The following is an 18,938-nucleotide window of genomic DNA, read 5'->3' on the forward strand; positions in this document are numbered from 1 at the left end:
CATGTAAAAAATCCTTAAATCCTAATTAAGAAAATTCTACTTTTAAATGCAATTATTTGCTGGGGGGATTACCCGTCGAATAGCAGTGTCAAGCTTGTATTTTGGTAAATCAGTATTCAGTTCGTCAGCGACATTTTGTAAGTCGCTTGCTTTCGCCTGTGGAAAAATTTTCTTCAACTGCGCAACCGTAATCTCCCCAGGTACAGGACGCCTGGGTTTGACCTGCGGCTGATCGTTCTCATTTTTGGTTTGGTCCGGTGTAATTCCCTGCGGGTCGGTCGGTGATGATCCGGGGATCGGTGCAGGGGCAGGCTGGTCCGGTCGTTTGTTTGGGAGCGTATCAGGCAATGAATCGGTTTTGCCGGGTACCTTGAATGTTTTCATCATTTTGCGCACCAGTTTTTTGTGGCCCGGCTCGGCGACGACATCGTCCAGTTTCTTCCAGGCTTTTGCCTGGCGCGACCAGACGAAGGTCTGAATGGGGTTGAAACTGCTGGGGGAGAGTTCGATGCAATAATTTTGTGCCGTGGTCACACCGCTTTTCTCATGTCCATCGTATTTGATCTTGTACTTGATGTCGTCCATGCCTTCCAGATAACGGTTTACAAAGCAGATCATGACTTTGCCAGGTTTGTTCGGGTGGCCGAACACATCATCCAGAAAATCCTCCCATAAACTCATGCCGCATCCTCCGGATTTGTCTGGGTAAAGGCTAATAAGCGTGCAGGTAGAAGCGGTTTGCTATTGAGGTGGATTGTCAGTTCGGATAATTCTGATTGCGGAGTGAAATCGAAAAAGAAATCAGTCATGTGAACCCAATTTGGTATGGTTGTGAGTTTATCGAAGCTACTTTTGTTATGGATGGATAATAACTTTGTAGGATTAACTCTGTCAATATTGGTGTGCCACAATTCGCTTAGACGTGAAGTAAGATGCGCAAGACAAATCAAGACTATTTAAACTGGATGAGCTTGAATGTGTATCGTATGCCCTTCCATAATCGTCAGGGAGGGATCCTGCCAAAGCGGTTGGCAGTTGCTTTCTTTCGCGCCAGCTGGGTCAGCGTCAACGTCTTGGCGAATTCCTCGCTACGCTGGATGTGGCGTTTGATCAGATTACGTGCTGAAGTAACGTCGCGTTGCAGGATAGCCTGCAGGATTTTATGGTGGTCTTCGAAGGTATGCTTGATACGATCGGTATTGTCGAAGTCGACGCGGCGGATAACACGTATATGGTCGTTGATGTCCTGCAAATATTTCACCAGCACTTCATTTTTTCCTCCCAGCGCGATGGCTATGTGGAACGACTCATCCCATTCTTCCATTTGGTTTGCCGTCACTGTTTCCGGTTTTTTGTCTGGCGTCCATAACGCCAGCAGTCTTTCTACTTCATTGGTAGGCATATGGTTGCAGGCGTCTTCAACGGCTGCGATTTCCAGCGCTGTTCTTACCCGATAATACTCTGACAATTCGGCTACATCGATTTGCCTGATAAAGCAGCCCTGCTTTGAGCGTATGGTGAGGTGACCTTCATTTTCCAGTTTTAGTAGCGCTTCTCTGATTGGCGTACGGCTGACTTCAAAGTAATTCGCCAGTTCGGTTTCAGTAACGCGGCTCCCCGGATACAGTTCGAAAGTCAGTATCATTTCACGTAGAACGCTGTATATGTCCAGTTTTGCAGCGGGTTTTTTATCGTGTTTAGCCAATGGTGCTGCTGTCTTTTTTTCCATTATTTTTTCTTCCGATTCAGGAATTACGCTTTTATTTTACTGCTTTAGTTAAGCGTGTATGCATAATTTTTAAGCACTGTTGTGAAGCATGATTTTTAAATAATGCACCACAAAAACGCATGCATGAGTGTCTACATATACTGACCGTAGCCTGGCTTACTCCCGTAAATTCAGGGTCGAATACCCAATGTAACTGATTTTAATACTTGGCATAGAGTTTGCATACATTGTTGTATACAACAGATCGGTTAGTCAAACTTATCCGTTGTAGGCCATTTCAAACATCTTAGGGAAGGATAATGCAAATGCTTGCTAATCATCGAAAAAACATCCGAATCAAAACGGTGTCGAGTGTAGTAAAACTGTGTGTAACCACTGCATTGCTTGGTGGTATGGCGGCGAGCACATTGGTACGGGCGTCTGACTGGTCGGATACATCAGTCGGGTACCGGGTTGGGAATAACTTTCGTGAACCTTGCTGCGGTACAACCGATATACACAAGGACATTTTTTCGTTTACTCACGTTAGTGGCTATAAATACGGTATCAATTTCTTCACAGCCGATTTTCTGATGTCCGACAATAATGACCCTGCTGCGAATGGAGGGGGCGGTGCGCAGGAAGTCTATGCTGTGTATCGGCACCAATTGTTGCTGGATAAGGTGACTGGCAACTCCTTCGCATTTGGTCCGGTGAAGAATATGGCAATTACCGCTGGTTTTGACCTGAACGCCAAGGACGATGCATTTGCTCCGCGCGTGCGCAAATTCGTGATCGGCCCGACTTTCAAATTCGATGTGCCAGGATTCTTCGATGTCAGCCTGTTATACCGGACTGAGCAGAATCACAACGGCATCGTCGGCACCAACGTCAATTTCGATGCTACTTACGGTGTCAGTCTGGCCTGGGGTATACCCCTGCCTGGCATCAATTCCAAATTTGATGGTTTCCTCGACTACATCGGGCCGAAAGGTAAAGATGGCTTCGGCTTCGATACCAAGGCCGAAACCCTGGCACGCGCCTATCTGATGTACGACGTTGGTCACCTGGCCGGCAAACCCGGCACGTTCTATGCTGGTGTCGGCTACGAATACTGGAATAACAAATTTGGTGGTAATCCAAATAATTACGGCAACACCAGTGCACCCATGCTGGCTCTGGAAGCCCATTTCTGAGCTGATTTTTATAGTGAGAGGAGTACCCGTTATGAGCAAGTTTGATTTTTCTACCCCGCGTCGAACATTCCTGAAAACAATCGGCGCTGCTACAGCAATTACCGCATTGGGGCCACTGGCTAGCCGCACGGCACTGGCAGCCGATAAACTTACCGTGGGCGTGATATATGTCGGTCCACGTGGCGATTTTGGCTACAACCAGTCGCACGCCCAGGCTGCAGCGAACATCAAGAAAATGCCGGGTATCAAGGTTGTTGAAGAAGAAAAAGTGCCTGAAACCGTAGCCGTGCAGAAGGTCATGGAGTCGATGATAGAGCAGGACGGCGCCAAGCTGATTTTTGCGACTTCGTTCGGTTACTTTGATCCGCACGTTCTTAAAATGGCAGCAAAGTATCCTGATGTGCGTTTTGCCCACTGTGGTGGGTTATGGTCTGAAGGTAAACCCAAAAATGTGGGCAGTTTCTTCGGCTATATCGATGAATGCGAATACCTGAGCGGTATTGTGGCAGCACATGCGACCAAGAGCAAAAAATTGGGCTTTATCGCGGCCAAACCTATCCCGCAGGTGCTGCGCAATATTAATTCGTTCACGCTGGGTGCGCAGTCAGTTGATCCAGCGATTACTACCCACGTTATTTTTACCGGCGACTGGTCGATGCCGGTCAAGGAAGCCGAAGCGGCCAATGGACTGATCGATCAGGGTTGCGATGTGCTGACCTGTCACGTAGATGGCCCCAAAGTGATCGTCGAGACAGCCGAAAAACGCGGCGTGTATTCCTGCGGCTATCATGCCAGCCAGGCAGCATTGGCACCCAATGGTTATCTGACCGGTGCCGAGTGGGACTGGACGACCCCATACAAAATGCTGGTTGGCACCGCAGAGACAGGCAAACCTATGATCAACTTCCTGCGTGGCGGTTTGAAGGAAGGTTTCGTCAAGATGAGCCCCTACGGCAAGGCCGTTACCGCCAAGGCCAAAGCCAAGGCGGATGGTGTCAAAGCCAAGATGCTCAAGGGCGAATTCGTTATTTTCAAGGGGCCGATCAAGGACAATGCCGGCAATACGGTTATCAAGGCAGGGGTTAGCCTGGGTCAGCAGGATGTCGTGCTGGAACAGATGAATTATCTGGTTGCGGGTGTCGTCGGCAAGGCTTGATGTTCAGTGTAGCAGTGCTGGCCCGTTTGGACCGGCGCTGATCATGCCAGATTAAGGGGGTATTTATGGAACTGACGCGGCGATTTTTGCCATTGGTCGAAGCGGTTGGTATACCGGTCATGGCTCTGCTGGTCGCGATGCTGCTGTTTGCCGGCTTCGTCGCGGCAGTCGGACAATCGCCACTGGAAGTCTTTGCTTTGCTCTACAAAGGCGCTTTCGGTTCAGCTTTTTCCTGGCAGAACACGTTGCTGCGTGCTGCGCCCCTGATTTTGACTGGTCTGGCGGTGGCTATTCCGGCTCAGGCTGGCATGGTAATTATTGGCGGCGAGGGTGCGCTGGCGTTGGGAGCGCTAACGGCAGCCGTTGCTGCCAGCGCATTGCAAGGCGCGCCGCCGCACTGGGTGCAGACCGGCATGCTGGCCGCCGGGGCGTTATGCGGCGGGCTGTGGATAGGGTTATCCGGCTGGCTGCGTCAGTATCGCGGCGTGAACGAGACGATCGGCAGCCTGCTGCTATCGTATATCGGTATTGCCTTGCTCAATTTTTTCGTTGAGGGACCGCTGAAGGATCCGGCCAGCTTGAACAAACCTTCCACGGCACCCATAGGCGACGCCAACATGATAGGCAATTTGCCGGGTATGGATGTGCATTACGGCTTGCTGTTCGGCGTTATATTCGCACTTGTTACCTGGGTGATACTGAAATTTACCACCCTAGGTTTTGCCTTGAAAACAGTCGGTGGTAATCCGCGCGCAGCGCAAATGGCCGGGTTGCGCGTGGGTTACTGGATCGTCGGCGCAGCGTTCGCAGGGGGTGCCGCCGCCGGTCTGGCCGGGGCAATCGAGGTCGCTGCGGTGCAGGGAGCAGCCAATGCTTCAGTGGTGGCGGGCTACGGTTATGCGGGGATACTGGTCGCATTTATCGCCCGGCAAAATCCGTTTGCGGTGATTCCGGTCGCTGTGTTGATCGGCGGCATCAATGCAGCGGGCGGTATGCTGCAGCGCCGCCTTGATATGCCGGATGCCAGCGTGCTGGTGCTGCAGGGCATCATTTTCGTGGTGATTATTGCCAGTGAGACCTTGAATGGGCGGTTGGGTTTAATCAAATTCAAATCGCTGTCGCCAGTGAGTGCGACGATTTCTTCTAAAACCTGAACGGGCATGCACTTATGATTGCTACTGATGGATTGGGATGGTGGGGCGTACCGCTGGCAATATTTGCCGGGGCTATACGCGTCAGTACCCCTTATTTGCTGGTGAGCCTGGGCGAGTGTATTACGGAGAAATCCGGTCGCATCAACCTCGGGCTGGAAGGCGTGCTGATCATGGGGGCGATGGCCGGTTACGGCACTTCGCTGGCCACCGGTTCGGCGTGGACGGGCGTGCTGGCCGCAGGTCTGGTGGGCGCGGTGCTGGGACTGTTGCACGGTCTGTTGTGCAGCTTGCGCCGGGTCAACGATATCGCTATCGGTATCAGTATCATGCTATTCGGTACCGGGCTGGCATTTTTCCTCGGCAAGCCGCTGGTGCAGCCGCAGGCGCCGATGCTGAGTGCTATCCCGTTCGGGTTCTGGAGCAGTTCGCCGCAGATCCAGTCGGCGCTGCAAATCAATCCGTTGTTTCTGATTGGTATCGCGCTTGCGGTATTGCTGCACTTCGCATTCCGTTACACGCGCTGGGGCATGCAACTGCGCATCGTGGGCGATAGCGCGGACGCGGCGCTGGCACTTGGCTTACGCGTGCTGCCTACACGCATACTGGCGACCGTGATCGGTGGTTTTCTTGCGGGTGTCGGCGGTGCTTTCCTGTCGCTTTATTATCCGGGCAGCTGGAATGAAGGTCTGTCGTCCGGGCAGGGGATTATTGCCGTGGCGCTGGTCATTTTTGCGCGCTGGGAGCCGCTGCGCTGCCTGTGGGCTTCCCTGCTGTTCGGTGGTGCCGGTGCGCTTGGGCCGGCCTTGCAGGCGATGGGGATTACCAGTGGTTACTATCTGTTCAATGCCGCACCTTACGTACTGACTTTGGGTATTTTAATTGCAACGGGCTCGCCCAGTCGTACGCTGGCCGGGGCGCCCGGCGAGCTGAGCCTGGTGCGGAATTAGGAGTAAATAGGTTGAGCGCGAACCATACAATTCAATTGGGGGGCTGCTGATATGAGCGCCAATTACATTCAGGCCGATCCCTACGAGTGGCCGTTCGATGGCAAGCTCTGCCCGTCAAATACAGCGCTGATGGTGATTGATATGCAGACGGATTTCTGCGGGCACGGCGGTTATGTGGACAGGATGGGCTATGACATTACGCTGACGCGTGCACCGATCCCGGCCATCTCTCAATTGCTGGATACGATGCGTACTCAGGGTTACATGATCATTCATACCCGTGAAGGACATCGTATTGACCTGTCCGACCTGCCGGAGAACAAGCTGTGGCGTTCGCGCCGCATCGGCTCCGGTATCGGCGACAGCGGACCGTGCGGTCGGGTGCTGGTGCGTGGTGAGGCGGGCTGGGAGATTATTCCGGAACTGAGCCCGATGGCCGATGAAGTCATCATTGACAAACCAGGCAAAGGTTCATTCTATGCTACCGATCTGGAATTAATCCTGCATACCCGTGGTATTCGTAACATTATCCTGACCGGAATTACCACCGACGTTTGCGTGCACACCACGATGCGTGAAGCCAACGATCGCGGTTTCGAATGCCTGCTGGTCGAAGACGGTTGTGCCGCCACTGATTACGCCAATCATCTGGCTGCGCTCAGCATGGTGAAGATGCAGGGCGGCGTGTTCGGTGCGGTAGCAACCAGCGCCGCAATTGTGGAAGGATTGCCGGAATGAAACCCGTTGAAATGGTAGAGCCAGCCACCGGTGCGCTCGAACTGGAAATCATGGGCATGAGCAAGCGCTTCGGCGATGTCGCCGCGCTTGATGACGTCAATCTGCATATTCCCGCCGGTGGTTTTCATGCGCTGCTGGGTGAAAACGGGGCCGGCAAATCGACGCTGGTGAAATGTCTGGTGGGGTTCTACACGGCAGATAAGGGTACCGTGCTGGTCGATGATCGCGAGGTGCAGATCGCCAATCCCAAGGATGCGTCGCAACTCGGTATAGGCATGGTTTATCAGCATTTTACGCTGGTGCCGAGCATGACCGTGGCGGAAAATCTGGTAGTGGCGCGGGGTGCGCTATCGGCGTTTATCAACTGGCATGAGGAGCGGGCCAGGCTGTCCGACTTCATGGCTACGCTGCCTTTCAAAATTGCGCTCGACAAACCTGCCGGTTCGCTGGCCGCTGGCGAGAAACAGAAAGTCGAGATCATCAAGCAGCTCTATTTGCAGCGCCGTCTGCTGATACTGGACGAACCTACTTCGGTATTGACGCCGGATGAGGCTGACGAAGTGCTGGGGCTGGTCGGCGATCTGGCGCGGCAGAAGTTGCTGACCGTGCTGATCATCACTCACAAATTTCGTGAAGTAACGGCTTATGCCGATGCAGTTACCGTGCTGCGGCGCGGACGTTTTGCAGGCAGTGGCGTGCTGCCGGAGCTGACCATCGAGCACATGGCGGAAATGATGGTAGGCAGCCCGGTAGCACAGGATGTTGCCCCGCGCCCGCAGCGTTCGGCTGTAGCAGATCTGCCGCCGCGATTGGTTATCGACAAGCTGCACGCCCAGGGAGACAACGGTTTGCCAGTGCTCAGGGGCGTCGACTTGAACGTGCGGTCCGGTGAGATTCTCGGTATTGCCGGGGTGTCCGGCAATGGCCAGAAAGCACTGGTGGAAGTGCTGACCGGCCAGCGTGACAAAACGGACGGTACGGTGCAGGTCAATGGTTCGCCGTATAGTGGCAGACGTAACGAACAGAGCCGGAATAAGGTATACAGCCTGCCGGAAGAGCCGCTGCGCAATGCCTGTGTCGCTGGCCTGTCGGTCGCCCACAACATGTCGCTGCGAAATTACGACAGGCCGCCGCTGGCGCGTTGGGGCTGGATTAGCCAGCGCGCAATGCGCAAGCAGGCCAACGCATATGTCGAAACTTTCCGTGTCAAAACGCCGGGCATCGATGCCCGCATTCAGACGTTATCGGGCGGCAATGTGCAGCGCGCCGTACTGGCCAGGGAGCTGTCGCACCCGGTGGAGCTGCTGATCGTTGCTAACCCGGTATTCGGGCTGGATTTCAATGCCGTTGCTGAAACTCATGCGCGGTTGCTGGCAGCGCGCAATGCAGGTGCGGCGGTATTGCTGGTCAGCGAAGATCTGGATGAGTTACTTGAATTGGCTGACCGTATCGCGGTGATGAGCGACGGCCGCATCGTATTTGAAACTTCTGCCGAAACGGCAAACGTACGCGAACTCGGTCACTACATGGCCGGTGGACATGAGGAAACCGAGGTTATGTCATGATGTCATCCATCCCTTATCCGGATTTTTATGAAGTGGCTGCCGAGCCTTATGGGTTCGTGTTTCCGACTGGGCAAACTGCAATCATCATGATCGACATGCAGCGCGATTTCATCCTGCCCGGCGGCTTCGGTGCCAGCCTTGGCAACGATGTCAGCCGGCTTGCTACTACCGTGCCCGTTGCCCGTCAATTGCTGGACTGGGGCCGGGCGCGCGGCATGCTGGTCGTACACACCAAGGAAGCCCATGCCGGTGATTTGTCCGATTGTCCATTGTCCAAACGCAAACGTGGCAATCCCATTGTGCGCATCGGCGATCCCAGTCCGATGGGGCGCATTTTGATAGAGGGTGAGGAGGGCAGCGATTTTGTCGATGAGCTTGCGCCATTGCCCAGTGAGGTCGTCATCGTCAAACCCGGCAAGGGCGCTTTTCACGCGACCGATCTAGGCGATGTTCTCAGCAAGGCCAATATTACCCACCTGCTGTTCGGCGGCGTCACCACCGAGGTATGCGTGCAGACTACGATGCGCGAAGCCAATGATCGTGGTTTTGAATGCCTGCTGATAGAGGATGCCACTGACAGTTATTTTCCTGAATTCAAGCAGGCTACCATTAACATGATTCGCGCGCAGGGCGGGATTGTGGGCTGGACTGCGCCTTTGTCAGCCTTGTTATTGGCCATACCGGGATATGCTCATGAAAACTGAAATTTCACTGGAAGAGTATGTGCGGATCACGCTGTTATTACAGGGAATGGAAGTGAAGAAAGCACGTTTGACATCCATTACCCAGCAATTTGTTTTATTGAACTCCATGGCCAGTCATTTTCTTGACGAGCCATTACCCGTTGAGCTGGAGTCAGCTCCCATATATCGATTATGAATAGTTATCCGGTAACCGCTCATGCCTGCGTACAGGCATTTTCATCAGGTCAGGTGTCGGCACAGGAATTGGCTGCTGCTGCACTTGAACGCATTGCTGCACATAATCCGCTGCTGCATGCCTTTGTCGAAATTACCAGTAACCGTGCATTGGCAGAAGCAGATGTGCTGGACAGGAAGCGCCAACACGGAGAGGCTCTTCCTATGCTGGCAGCCGTACCTTATGCAGTGAAAAATTTGTTTGATGTTGCAGGCGTAACCACGCTGGCGGGGGCTCGGGTCCTGAGTCGCAACCCGGTAGCTGCTCGTGATGCCGTGCTGGTCGAGCGCATGCATGCCGCAGGTGGATTGTTGCTGGGGACGCTGAATATGGATGCGCTGGCATACGGTTTTACCACGGAAAACACTCACTACGGAGTTACCCGTAATCCGCATGATCCGCTACGCAGTGCGGGAGGCTCCTCAGGCGGTACCGGTGCCGCTGTTGCTGCTGGATTGGTGCCGATCGGTCTGGGCAGTGATACCAACGGTTCGATTCGGGTACCCTCATCATTGTGCGGCGTATTCGGCCTCAAGCCTACCTATGGGCGATTGCCGCGTACGGGGACGTTTCCCTTTGTCGCTAGTTTTGATCATTTGGGTCCGCTGGCCGGTAATGCAGAAGACTTGTCGCTGGCCTACGATGCGATGCAGGGACATGATCCTGGTGATTCTGCTTGCGCGCAGCGGCCTGTAGCCAAGGTGCAGAATACGCTCCGAAACGGCATAGAGGGTTTGCGTGTAGCGCGCTTGAGCGGATATTTTGACGATAATGCAGGGCTGGAAGCACGCTGGGCAGCGACTACAGCTGCTGCCGCACTGGGGGCGCGTGATGAAGTTGAACTGGTGGGAACGGATAAAGCCAGAGCGGCCGCCTTTGTCATTACTGCATCCGAGGGCGGGGCGCTGCATCTGAATAATCTGCGCGAGCGGCCGCAGGAATTCGAACCGCTCTCGGTGGACCGGCTGACTGCCGGCACGCTGGTACCCGCAAGCTGGTATCAGCATGCACAACGTTACCGCCGCTTATATCTTGAACGTGTGTTAGCGCTATTTGAACACTACGATTTGCTGATTGCGCCAGCCACACCGGTTACTGCACCTTTGCTCGGGCAACAAAATATTGACATCGGTGCACGGCAGTTGCCGACCCGGCCCAATCTGGGGTTACTGACGCAACCGATTTCTTTTGTCGGCATGCCGGTCGTGGTGGCGCCGCTGTGGCCTGAAGGCGGGCTGCCTATTGGTGTGCAGTTAATCGCCGCCCCATGGCGCGAGGATATCTGTCTGCGCGCCGCCTGGGCGCTACAGGAACAGGGTTTGGCTTATAGTCGTAACATTGGATACGCATCATGATTCAACTTGAGCAAATTAATCTGGATAATGTGGTGGCGGAACTCGCTACGCTGTTTGCAAGCTATGAAGCAGCACTGATGCAAAACGATCTGGCAACTCTGGATAAGCTGTTTTGGCAAAATCAGCTCACCGTGCGTTATGGCACCACAGAGAATCTGTATGGCATCGAGGCTATTCGTGCTTTTCGGCAAGCGCGCAATACCGGTACACTACAGCGCGTGTTGCGTCATGCACAGATCACGACTTTTGGTGCAGACTGTGCCACCACGACTACCGAGTTCGTCAGGGAGGATGGAATGTCAGGCAGACAAAGCCAGACCTGGGTCAGATTTCCTGAAGGATGGCGTGTGGTTTCTGCACATATCAGTCTGAATGAACATGATTCGGCGTTTTCAGCGAGCGGGATCAGTAAATGACCGTGTTGTGCTGAAAATATCCCTGTGTAATACCCCTTGTATTCGGAAAAGCAGGGGTTTTACTGCTTTATTCCCTAGATGCCTGTCTGGCTTTCTCGTCAATAATTGAAACTGTGTAATCCGTCTTGCTGTAAGACGGGTGTTCAGGAGCAATGAGCGATGGCTGAAGATAGCGATCTTGAGAAAACGGAACAGGCCTCACCCCAGCGACTTGAAAAAGCGCGGGAAGAGGGCGATGTGCCGCGTTCGCGCGAGTTAGCTACTTTCACCGGTCTGTTGGCTGCGGGTGGCGGAATCTGGTTGTCGGGCGATCAGCTGGTACGTCAGCTGGAAACCACGCTGATTTCCGGTATGAGCTTTACGCGTGCCCAAGCTTATGATTTTTCCATGCTTTATTCGCAGTTAGCCCGCAATATCGTTGACTTGATGCTGGCGTTTGCGCCATTGGCCGGGGTGCTGATTCTGGTTGCACTGCTGTCGCCGGCTTTAATCGGCGGCTGGTTGTTCAGTACCAAGGCGCTGGTGCCTAATTTCGGTCGCATGAATCCGATCAAGGGCATGACCAACATGGTGTCTTCGCGTGCACTGGTGGAATTGATTAAAGCTGTTGCCAAGGCGACCTTAGTGGGTGTGATTGCGTGGATGGTAATCGCCCATGAGCAGGATGCTGTAATGAGCTTGAGCGTTGAGTCTATCCATCAGAGTACTGCCCATATGAGCAGCATGATCTGGTTTGCTTTTATTTCCATGACGGCCGGATTGGGACTGATTGTATTGATTGATGCGCCATACCAGATGTGGCACTACGCTGATAAGCTGAAAATGACGCGGGAAGAAGTGAAGCAGGAGGCAAGGGAGGCCGATGGCGATCCGCAGATCAAGGCCAAGATTCGCGCGCAACAGCGTGAAATGTCACGCCGCCGGATGATGGCTGAAGTGCCGACTGCTGACGTGGTGGTTACCAACCCTACCCACTACGCGGTAGCCCTTAAATATGCTGACGGTGCGATGCGGGCACCGATAGTCGTTGCAAAAGGCGCTGACGAAGTTGCTGCAAAAATTCGTGAATTAGCCGCCGAACATAATATCCCTACTCTGGAAGCGCCGCCTTTAGCGCGTGCGCTGTACCGTCATGCTGAGCTGGGTACGGAAATTCCTGAAGCACTCTATACCGCAGTGGCTGAAATTCTGGCTTATGTATTCCAATTACGCGCATACCGCAAGGGTGGCGGTGTTGCGCCGGTGGTCCCAAGTGATATTGCAGTACCGCCAGAGCTTGATCCGTTGAACGCTCCGGTACCTGCGCTACTTGCTGATGGAGAAATCTGATGAATGACTTTAAACTCCCGGCCTGGGTGACTGCACCTGGCGGTGCGGTGCTGATTGCACCAATTATCATCATTACCATGCTGGCGATGATGGTGTTGCCTTTGCCTCCTTTCATTCTGGATATCTTCTTCAGCTTCAATATTGCACTGTCGATTATCGTTCTGCTTACCAGTCTGTATACTGTTAAACCGCTTGATTTCATCGTATTCCCAACGGTACTGCTGGTGAGCACGATGTTGCGTCTGTCGCTCAACGTGGCTTCTACTCGCGTGGTGCTGACGGAAGGCCACACTGGCCCTGATGCTGCCGGTAAGGTGATTGAGGCATTCGGCCACTTTCTGATCGGTGGTAACTACACGGTCGGTATCGTGGTCTTTATTATTCTGACCATCATCAATTTCATGGTCGTGACCAAGGGTGCCGGTCGTATTGCCGAGGTTGGCGCACGCTTCACTCTGGATGCGATGCCAGGCAAGCAAATGGCGATTGATGCCGATTTGAATGCCGGACTCATTGGTGAACAGGAAGCGCGGCAACGCCGGACGGAAGTTGCGCAGGAAGCTGAGTTTTACGGCGCGATGGATGGTGCGAGTAAATATGTGCGTGGCGATGCGGTTGCCGGCATCATGGTGACCATTATCAACATCATCGGCGGCCTGATCGTCGGCATGGTGCAACATGATTTAAGTTTTGATACTGCGATCAAGAATTACACTCTGCTTGCCATTGGTGATGGTCTGGTTGCACAAATCCCATCGCTGATCATTTCTACCGCAGCCGGTATCGTGGTGTCACGGGTTTCCAGTGACCAGGATATCGGTGGCCAGTTGTTGGGTCAGCTCTTCGCCAAACCAGTCGTGTTGTTTATCGCTGCCGGCATTATTGGCGGCATGGGGGTGATTCCGGGTATGCCACATTTGGCGTTCATTATGCTGGCAGCAGTTTTGGCTGGCGGTGCGTTTACGTTGACGCAAAAAGCCAAGCTGGCTGCGAAAGCACCTGAAGAAGAGATGCAAGCTGCGCCAATGGAGATGGAAGAGGCTACCTGGAAAGATATTATTCCGGTGGATGCATTGGGACTGGAAGTTGGCTATCGTCTGATTCCGCTGGTGGATAAAACCCAAGGTGGCGAACTGCTGCGGCGCATCAAAGGCCTGCGCAAAAAGTTTGCACAGGAAATCGGCTTTTTACCTCCCTCGGTGCATATTCGCGACAATCTGGAACTGAAGCCTTCGGGTTATCGCATCACTTTAAAAGATGTGGAAGTGGGTAGTGGCGAATCGCATAACGGCCAATTTCTTGCCATTAATCCGGGTGTGGTCAGCGGTACATTGCCAGGCGTAACTACGACGGATCCTGCATTTGGTTTACCTGCAATCTGGATTGATGGCAATTTGCGCGATCAGGCACAAGCGATGGGTTATACCGTGGTGGATGCCGGTACCGTGATTGCAACCCATCTTAATCATCTGATCACTCAGCATGCCGATGAATTGCTCGGTCGTCAGGAAGTGCAGCAATTGCTTGATCATCTGGCTACCGAGTCACCGAAACTGATTGAAGATCTGGTACCGAAGCTGATGTCTTTATCCACTTTGCAAAAAGTGCTACAAAATTTACTCAGCGAAGGTGTTCACATTCGCGATATGCGTACCATTATCGAGACGCTGGCTGAGCATGCTGCACGCATTCAGGATCCGAACGAACTGACCGCTATGGTGCGTATTGCGCTGGGCCGTGCCATCGTTCAGCAAATCTATCCGGGTGTGCAGGAATTATCCGTGATGGCGCTGGATAACCGTCTGGAGCGCTTGTTGATGCAGGCTATACAAGCCAGCGGCCCTGAAGGCGCAGGGATAGAGCCAGGCCTGGCTGACACGTTAGCGACTCAGGCAGATATGGCTACCCGTCAACAGGAAAAAATGGGTTTGCCCCCAGTGTTATTAGTACCCAATTCCTTACGTGCCTTGTTGTCACGTTTCTTACACCGTGCGATTCCACAATTAAAAGTATTGTCGCATTCAGAAATTCCAGACTCTAAAACGATTAGAGTTACCAGTCTAGTTGGAGGCCAAGCATGAACGTTCAAAAATTTATAGGCAGTAATTCCCGTGATGCATTACGTCAGGTGCGTGACATTCTTGGGGCTGATGCGGTGATTTTATCCAACCGCAGCGTACCCGGCGGCGTTGAGATCATGGCACTGGCTGGTGATGACATCGCTTCGCTGGTTTCTCCTTCTGTTGAGAAAGAAGCGGAGCCCAAGCCAACGTTCATGTCATTTGATCCGCCGGCGCAAGAAAAAGAGAAACCAGCGCCACGCCGCAATCAGGCTGATAACCTGGCTGAGGCATTGAATTCAGCGCGTGCACCTGCTGCTGTTGTCAAAGCTGGCAAACCCGTTGCCAATCAGGAACTGGATAAGGTTATGGAAGAAATTCGATCCATGCGCGGCATGCTGGAAGCTCAGCTAAGCGAAATTGCCTGGAGCGCGATGCAGACTCGTGAGCCATTCCGCGCTGATATCATGCGTGAGTTATTGAGCACCGGATTCAGTGCCAGTCTGTCACGCCACCTGACCGAAAATTTGCCGGATGTGAAATCTGCGGAAGAGGGCATGATGTGGGTAAAGTCGGTACTGGCCCGCAACCTGATGGTGATGAGCAATGAAAATGAAGTGCTGGAAAAGGGCGGGGTATTTGCTCTGGTTGGACCTACCGGTGTCGGCAAAACCACCACCACAGCAAAGCTGGCAGCGCGTTGCGTCATGCGTCATGGTGCGAATAAACTGGCCTTGATCACCACGGATGGCTATCGTATCGGCGGACATGAACAGCTGCGTATATACGGGAAAATCCTGGGCGTGATGGTGCATTCGGTGAAAGACGAAAGCGATTTGCGCATTGCGCTGGATGAACTCAAGGGCAAACATACCGTACTGATAGACACGGTGGGGATGAACCAGCGTGATCAGATGGTGGCGGAGCAGGTTGCGATGCTGTCTGGTGCGGGTACACCCGTCAAACGTCTGCTCTGCCTGAACGCGACTTCTACCGGAGAAACCTTGAGCGAAGTGGTACGGGCTTATCAGGGTTCCGGGCTGGCGGGGTGCATAATTACCAAGGCTGACGAAGCAGCAACCATGGGCAACGTGATCGATGTCATCATTCGCCAGAAGCTGAATTTATATTACGCCGCCAATGGCCAGCGTGTGCCTGAAGATCTGCATGTGGTGGGTCGTGAAGCGCTGATTGAGCGTGCATTTAAATTAAAACGTGAAACCACACCATTCCATTTTAATGATGACGAATTATCTCTGGTTGTCGCTAATGCGGGACGTGCGAATCAGGATAAAACTTTGCGTGAGGTGAATCTTGGCTAATTTCAGTATTGATCAGGCAGAAGGGCTGCGCCGTATGCTGGCTGGCCCCAAGCCACGCATTGTGACATTATTGTCTGTGCTGGGTACAGCAGAGAAAAATGCCATGTTGACCAACTTGACTGCTTCATTAGCACATTTAGGTACGGATGCGATATTGGTAAATGCGCGCCGCAGTAATGGCGTCGGCATGCATCTTGGTCATGCCCGTAAGCATGGGTTGCTTGAAGTTGCGCAGCAACAATGTGCATTGAATGAAGTGGTTCAATCCATGCAGCAGGGATTCAGCTTCACATCCATGGTGGGTGGGAATGTGAAATCAATTCACGATAATGCGCTTGATAACAATAGGCTATCAAATATTTTTAATGTGTTAGCTCAGCAATACGGCACTGTGGTAGTCGATGCAGAGCTGGATACTGAAGATCGCCTGCCGGTTGCTGCCATGGCGGATGGAGAGATTGTGGTGCACATAACCAGCAGTGCAGAATCCATCAAAGCTGGGTATTGTTTGATCAAACGCTTGAATGCCAACCTGGGACGGCGTTCGTTTGGAGTGCTAGTGACTAATGCAGATGAAGCCCAAGCGCAGCTGGTTTATGCTAACCTTGCAAAAACGGCGAGTCGTTATCTGGCAGTGCCGTTACACTTTATGGGATCAATTCCTGCTGATGATCATGTGAGCCGTGCTAGTCGATTGGGGCGTTCAGTTATTGATGCGTTTCCGATGGCTCTAGCCTCCGTGGCCTTCAGACGAATTGCGGGACAATTAGGCTTATCTTGATATATGTACACCGTTAACGGAAAAACTGATAAAAATCATCTGCTCACGGAACACGCACCGCTGGTAAAACGCCTGGCTTATCAGCTTAAAGCGAAGTTGCCGCCTAGCGTGGAAGTGGATGATTTGATACAAGCGGGCATGATGGGCTTGCTTGACGCGGTTAACCGTTATGAAGAATCCCATGGCGCACAGTTTGAGACTTATGCTGTACAGCGCATTCGCGGGGCGATGCTGGATGAACTGCGGAGTACCGACTGGCTACCACGCAGCCTGCGTCAGAATATGCGCAAGATTGAAGTTGCGATGACGACCTTGCAGCAAAAGCTCGGGCGTATGCCTACTGAAATGGAAGTGGCTAAAAACCTGAAAATGACGCTGGCCGACTATCAGGATATGCTGACTGAAGGTAGCGGTCACCAGTTGATTTATTATGAGGATTATCATAATGATGAAGACAGTGACAATTTCCTTGACCGGTTTTGTTCGGATAATTCCAGTGACCCGTTACTGGGTTTGCTGCAAGATGATTTCAGGGATGCGCTGATTGATGCAATCGATAGCTTGCCCGAGCGCGAGAAAATACTGATGGGGCTGTATTACGAACAGGAACTCAACCTCAAAGAAATTGGTGCGGTGATGGGCGTTTCTGAATCCCGCGTATGTCAATTACATAGCCAAGCCGTTGCACGTATACGGGCAAGCCTGAGAGGACAGTTGTGGACTGGGGCAGCCTGATTGGTGTAGCGCTGGCATTAGCCGGCGTATTGGTAGCACATTTGCTGGATGGCGGGCATATTGGCTCGTTATTGCAGCCAGCAGCCTTCGCCATCGTGTTTGTGGGTACTGTGGGTGCCGTGTTGATACAAACACGGCTTCCTGTTTTTATTCGCGGCGTCAAAATGATACGGCTGGTCTTTCAGCCACCTGCGGATAACAGGCAAGCCCTTGCCAGAGAAATTAATACCTGGAGTCATATCGCTCGGCGTGAAGGCTTGTTAAGCCTCGAACCGTACATGCGTAATAGTCGCGATATGTTTGTCGCGAAGGGGTTGCGACTGATTATCGACGGCATTGATCCGGTCAAACTCAGGGAAATTCTGGAAGCGGACATTTATGCGTTTGAAGCGGAACAGCGTCAGGCGATTAAAATCTGGGAAGCGGCGGGTGGGTATTCGCCTACTATCGGCATACTGGGTGCGGTGCTGGGCTTGATTCATGTGATGGAGAATTTGTCGGACCCAACCAAACTAGGGGGCGGCATCGCGGTTGCCTTTGTTGCCACTATCTATGGCGTAGGTTTTGCCAACCTGATCTTTCTGCCGGTTTCCAACCGTTTGCGTTCTATTGTCAATCAGGCGATCCATCAGCGTGAAATGGTGACTGAGGCGTTATTGTCGATAGCAACCGGCGAAAACCCCAGAATTATCGAAGAGCGACTGGCTTCGTTCCTGAGATAACACGGGCATTCCAAATCATGGCGCGCAGGCAATTAGAAGAAGAGCATGATAATCCGGACCGTTGGCTGGTGTCTTATGCCGACTTCATGACCTTGCTGTTTGCATTTTTTGTGGTGATGTACGCGATCTCCGCTGTCAATGAGGGTAAATACAAAGTCCTCTCCGATGCGCTGGGTAGCGCGTTCGGCTTTGCCGGCGAACAGAACAAAGATGCCAGGAAATCCAAATCCGGCACCCCGCTAAGTAAAGCGCATGTGAGTGAGGTAGTGCATCAGGAAAGCAGCCAGATGACAGATATTGCCAATAATATTTTACAGGCACTGGGGTCGCTGGTTAAGGAAGGCAAGGTTCGGGTTACCCAGACTGCTCGCGGTGTGAATGTGGAAATCAACGCCAGCCTTTTGTTTGCACCCGGTGACGCAAAGTTGACGGAAGAATCCAGGAAAGCATTGCAAGCTATTGCTGCCGTATTGAAAAATCAACGCAACGATCTGGAAATTGATGGCTATACCGACGATGTGCCAATTAGCAATCCCTTGTTTCCCTCCAATTGGGAGTTGTCAGCAGTGCGTGCCGGTAGCGTGGCGCGTGAATTCGTTGCAAGTGGCGTCGCAGAAAATCGGCTGATGGTGGTCGGCTACGGCTCGAATAAACCGATCATGCCCAATGATACGGTTGAAGGTAGAGCCAGAAACCGCCGGGTAGAAGTGGTGATTCTATCTTCGTTGCCGGAAGCTTCCCGGGAAATATCCATGACCACCAAGTAACTGAGTTGATTGTTTTTATAGAGACCTTTGCACGATTGCTGCGCTCGCTGCATCGTGAAATACTCTCTT

General features: G+C 52.7%; 19 protein-coding genes. 17 read left to right on the top strand and 2 right to left on the bottom strand.

Annotation, left to right across the window (positions count from 1 at the left end):
- Positions 1-42: 42 nt before the first annotated feature.
- Both EJE49_RS11770 and EJE49_RS11775 read right to left on the bottom strand, forming a co-directional pair.
- Positions 43-681 (bottom strand): hypothetical protein, encoded by a 639-nt coding sequence (locus tag EJE49_RS11770; RefSeq protein WP_124951069.1) that lies wholly within the window; start codon positions 679-681, stop codon positions 43-45.
- A 322-nt stretch (positions 682-1,003) separates the two neighbouring features.
- Complete coding sequence (locus EJE49_RS11775; RefSeq protein ID WP_124951071.1) at positions 1,004-1,729, bottom strand: GntR family transcriptional regulator; 726 nt, start codon at positions 1,727-1,729, stop codon at positions 1,004-1,006.
- 305 nt (positions 1,730-2,034) lie between these two features.
- Here EJE49_RS11775 and EJE49_RS11780 point away from each other — a divergent pair, with 305 nt between their 5' ends.
- The 17 genes from EJE49_RS11780 (at position 2,035) to motD (ending at position 18,869) form a co-directional block, all read left to right on the top strand.
- Positions 2,035-2,904 carry a hypothetical protein gene (locus tag EJE49_RS11780; RefSeq protein WP_223246939.1) on the top strand — a complete coding sequence of 290 codons (870 nt, stop codon included), beginning with the start codon at positions 2,035-2,037 and terminating at the stop codon, positions 2,902-2,904.
- A gap of 31 nt (positions 2,905-2,935) precedes the next feature.
- Complete coding sequence (locus tag EJE49_RS11785) at positions 2,936-4,060, top strand: BMP family ABC transporter substrate-binding protein (protein ID WP_124951073.1); 1,125 nt, start codon at positions 2,936-2,938, stop codon at positions 4,058-4,060.
- A 65-nt stretch (positions 4,061-4,125) separates the two neighbouring features.
- Positions 4,126-5,214, top strand: a complete 1,089-nt coding sequence (locus EJE49_RS11790; protein ID WP_124951075.1) for an ABC transporter permease — start codon at positions 4,126-4,128, stop codon at positions 5,212-5,214.
- A 14-nt stretch (positions 5,215-5,228) separates the two neighbouring features.
- Positions 5,229-6,161 (top strand): ABC transporter permease, encoded by a 933-nt coding sequence (locus EJE49_RS11795; RefSeq protein WP_124951077.1) that lies wholly within the window; start codon positions 5,229-5,231, stop codon positions 6,159-6,161.
- Between the two features lie 51 nt (positions 6,162-6,212).
- Positions 6,213-6,899, top strand: coding sequence for a biuret amidohydrolase (gene biuH, locus EJE49_RS11800; RefSeq protein WP_124951079.1), 687 nt, complete (start codon positions 6,213-6,215; stop codon positions 6,897-6,899).
- The gene (locus tag EJE49_RS11805) at positions 6,896-8,464 is read left to right on the top strand and encodes an ABC transporter ATP-binding protein (RefSeq protein ID WP_223246940.1); all 1,569 of its coding nucleotides are present in this window, start codon (positions 6,896-6,898) and stop codon (positions 8,462-8,464) included. The genes biuH and EJE49_RS11805 overlap by 4 nt, the downstream gene beginning before the upstream one ends.
- The gene (locus EJE49_RS11810; RefSeq protein WP_223246941.1) at positions 8,461-9,168 is read left to right on the top strand and encodes a cysteine hydrolase family protein; all 708 of its coding nucleotides are present in this window, start codon (positions 8,461-8,463) and stop codon (positions 9,166-9,168) included. The genes EJE49_RS11805 and EJE49_RS11810 overlap by 4 nt, the downstream gene beginning before the upstream one ends.
- Entirely contained in the window at positions 9,158-9,343 is a 186-nt protein-coding gene (locus EJE49_RS11815) for a DUF4089 domain-containing protein (protein ID WP_189941884.1), read from the top strand. Before EJE49_RS11810 ends, EJE49_RS11815 begins: the two co-directional genes overlap by 11 nt.
- Positions 9,340-10,737, top strand: coding sequence for an AtzE family amidohydrolase (locus tag EJE49_RS11820; RefSeq protein WP_124951083.1), 1,398 nt, complete (start codon positions 9,340-9,342; stop codon positions 10,735-10,737). The genes EJE49_RS11815 and EJE49_RS11820 overlap by 4 nt, the downstream gene beginning before the upstream one ends.
- The gene (gene hpxZ / locus EJE49_RS11825; RefSeq protein ID WP_124951085.1) at positions 10,734-11,153 is read left to right on the top strand and encodes an oxalurate catabolism protein HpxZ; all 420 of its coding nucleotides are present in this window, start codon (positions 10,734-10,736) and stop codon (positions 11,151-11,153) included. The genes EJE49_RS11820 and hpxZ overlap by 4 nt, the downstream gene beginning before the upstream one ends.
- Before the next feature lie 159 nt (positions 11,154-11,312).
- Positions 11,313-12,482 (top strand): flagellar biosynthesis protein FlhB, encoded by a 1,170-nt coding sequence (gene flhB / locus EJE49_RS11830; RefSeq protein ID WP_124951087.1) that lies wholly within the window; start codon positions 11,313-11,315, stop codon positions 12,480-12,482.
- On the top strand, positions 12,482-14,563 hold the full coding sequence (flhA, locus tag EJE49_RS11835; RefSeq protein WP_124951089.1) for a flagellar biosynthesis protein FlhA: 2,082 nt from the start codon (positions 12,482-12,484) through the stop codon (positions 14,561-14,563). Before flhB ends, flhA begins: the two co-directional genes overlap by 1 nt.
- A complete protein-coding gene (flhF, locus tag EJE49_RS11840) occupies positions 14,560-15,864 on the top strand; it encodes a flagellar biosynthesis GTPase FlhF (RefSeq protein WP_124951091.1) in 1,305 nt (434 codons plus the stop codon). Before flhA ends, flhF begins: the two co-directional genes overlap by 4 nt.
- A complete protein-coding gene (locus EJE49_RS11845; protein WP_124951093.1) occupies positions 15,857-16,645 on the top strand; it encodes a MinD/ParA family ATP-binding protein in 789 nt (262 codons plus the stop codon). The genes flhF and EJE49_RS11845 overlap by 8 nt, the downstream gene beginning before the upstream one ends.
- Positions 16,646-16,648: 3 nt before the next feature.
- Positions 16,649-17,380, top strand: coding sequence for an RNA polymerase sigma factor FliA (locus EJE49_RS11850; RefSeq protein ID WP_124951095.1), 732 nt, complete (start codon positions 16,649-16,651; stop codon positions 17,378-17,380).
- Entirely contained in the window at positions 17,362-18,102 is a 741-nt protein-coding gene (locus EJE49_RS11855; RefSeq protein ID WP_124951097.1) for a flagellar motor protein, read from the top strand. Before EJE49_RS11850 ends, EJE49_RS11855 begins: the two co-directional genes overlap by 19 nt.
- 17 nt (positions 18,103-18,119) lie before the next feature.
- On the top strand, positions 18,120-18,869 hold the full coding sequence (motD, locus tag EJE49_RS11860; RefSeq protein ID WP_124951099.1) for a flagellar motor protein MotD: 750 nt from the start codon (positions 18,120-18,122) through the stop codon (positions 18,867-18,869).
- The last annotated feature ends 69 nt before the right edge of the window (positions 18,870-18,938 follow it).

The organism is Sulfuriferula thiophila, from assembly GCF_003864975.1.
Lineage (GTDB): Bacteria > Pseudomonadota > Gammaproteobacteria > Burkholderiales > Sulfuriferulaceae > Sulfuriferula > Sulfuriferula thiophila.

Coding starts and splice junctions, on each gene's coding strand:
- EJE49_RS11770 (WP_124951069.1), bottom strand. CDS start 681: ATGAGTTTATGGGAGGATTTTCTGGATGATGTGTTCGGCCACCCGAAC.
- EJE49_RS11775 (WP_124951071.1), bottom strand. CDS start 1,729: ATGGAAAAAAAGACAGCAGCACCATTGGCTAAACACGATAAAAAACCC.
- EJE49_RS11780 (WP_223246939.1), top strand. CDS start 2,035: ATGCTTGCTAATCATCGAAAAAACATCCGAATCAAAACGGTGTCGAGT.
- EJE49_RS11785 (WP_124951073.1), top strand. CDS start 2,936: ATGAGCAAGTTTGATTTTTCTACCCCGCGTCGAACATTCCTGAAAACA.
- EJE49_RS11790 (WP_124951075.1), top strand. CDS start 4,126: ATGGAACTGACGCGGCGATTTTTGCCATTGGTCGAAGCGGTTGGTATA.
- EJE49_RS11795 (WP_124951077.1), top strand. CDS start 5,229: ATGATTGCTACTGATGGATTGGGATGGTGGGGCGTACCGCTGGCAATA.
- biuH (WP_124951079.1), top strand. CDS start 6,213: ATGAGCGCCAATTACATTCAGGCCGATCCCTACGAGTGGCCGTTCGAT.
- EJE49_RS11805 (WP_223246940.1), top strand. CDS start 6,896: ATGAAACCCGTTGAAATGGTAGAGCCAGCCACCGGTGCGCTCGAACTG.
- EJE49_RS11810 (WP_223246941.1), top strand. CDS start 8,461: ATGATGTCATCCATCCCTTATCCGGATTTTTATGAAGTGGCTGCCGAG.
- EJE49_RS11815 (WP_189941884.1), top strand. CDS start 9,158: ATGAAAACTGAAATTTCACTGGAAGAGTATGTGCGGATCACGCTGTTA.
- EJE49_RS11820 (WP_124951083.1), top strand. CDS start 9,340: ATGAATAGTTATCCGGTAACCGCTCATGCCTGCGTACAGGCATTTTCA.
- hpxZ (WP_124951085.1), top strand. CDS start 10,734: ATGATTCAACTTGAGCAAATTAATCTGGATAATGTGGTGGCGGAACTC.
- flhB (WP_124951087.1), top strand. CDS start 11,313: ATGGCTGAAGATAGCGATCTTGAGAAAACGGAACAGGCCTCACCCCAG.
- flhA (WP_124951089.1), top strand. CDS start 12,482: ATGAATGACTTTAAACTCCCGGCCTGGGTGACTGCACCTGGCGGTGCG.
- flhF (WP_124951091.1), top strand. CDS start 14,560: ATGAACGTTCAAAAATTTATAGGCAGTAATTCCCGTGATGCATTACGT.
- EJE49_RS11850 (WP_124951095.1), top strand. CDS start 16,649: ATGTACACCGTTAACGGAAAAACTGATAAAAATCATCTGCTCACGGAA.
- motD (WP_124951099.1), top strand. CDS start 18,120: ATGGCGCGCAGGCAATTAGAAGAAGAGCATGATAATCCGGACCGTTGG.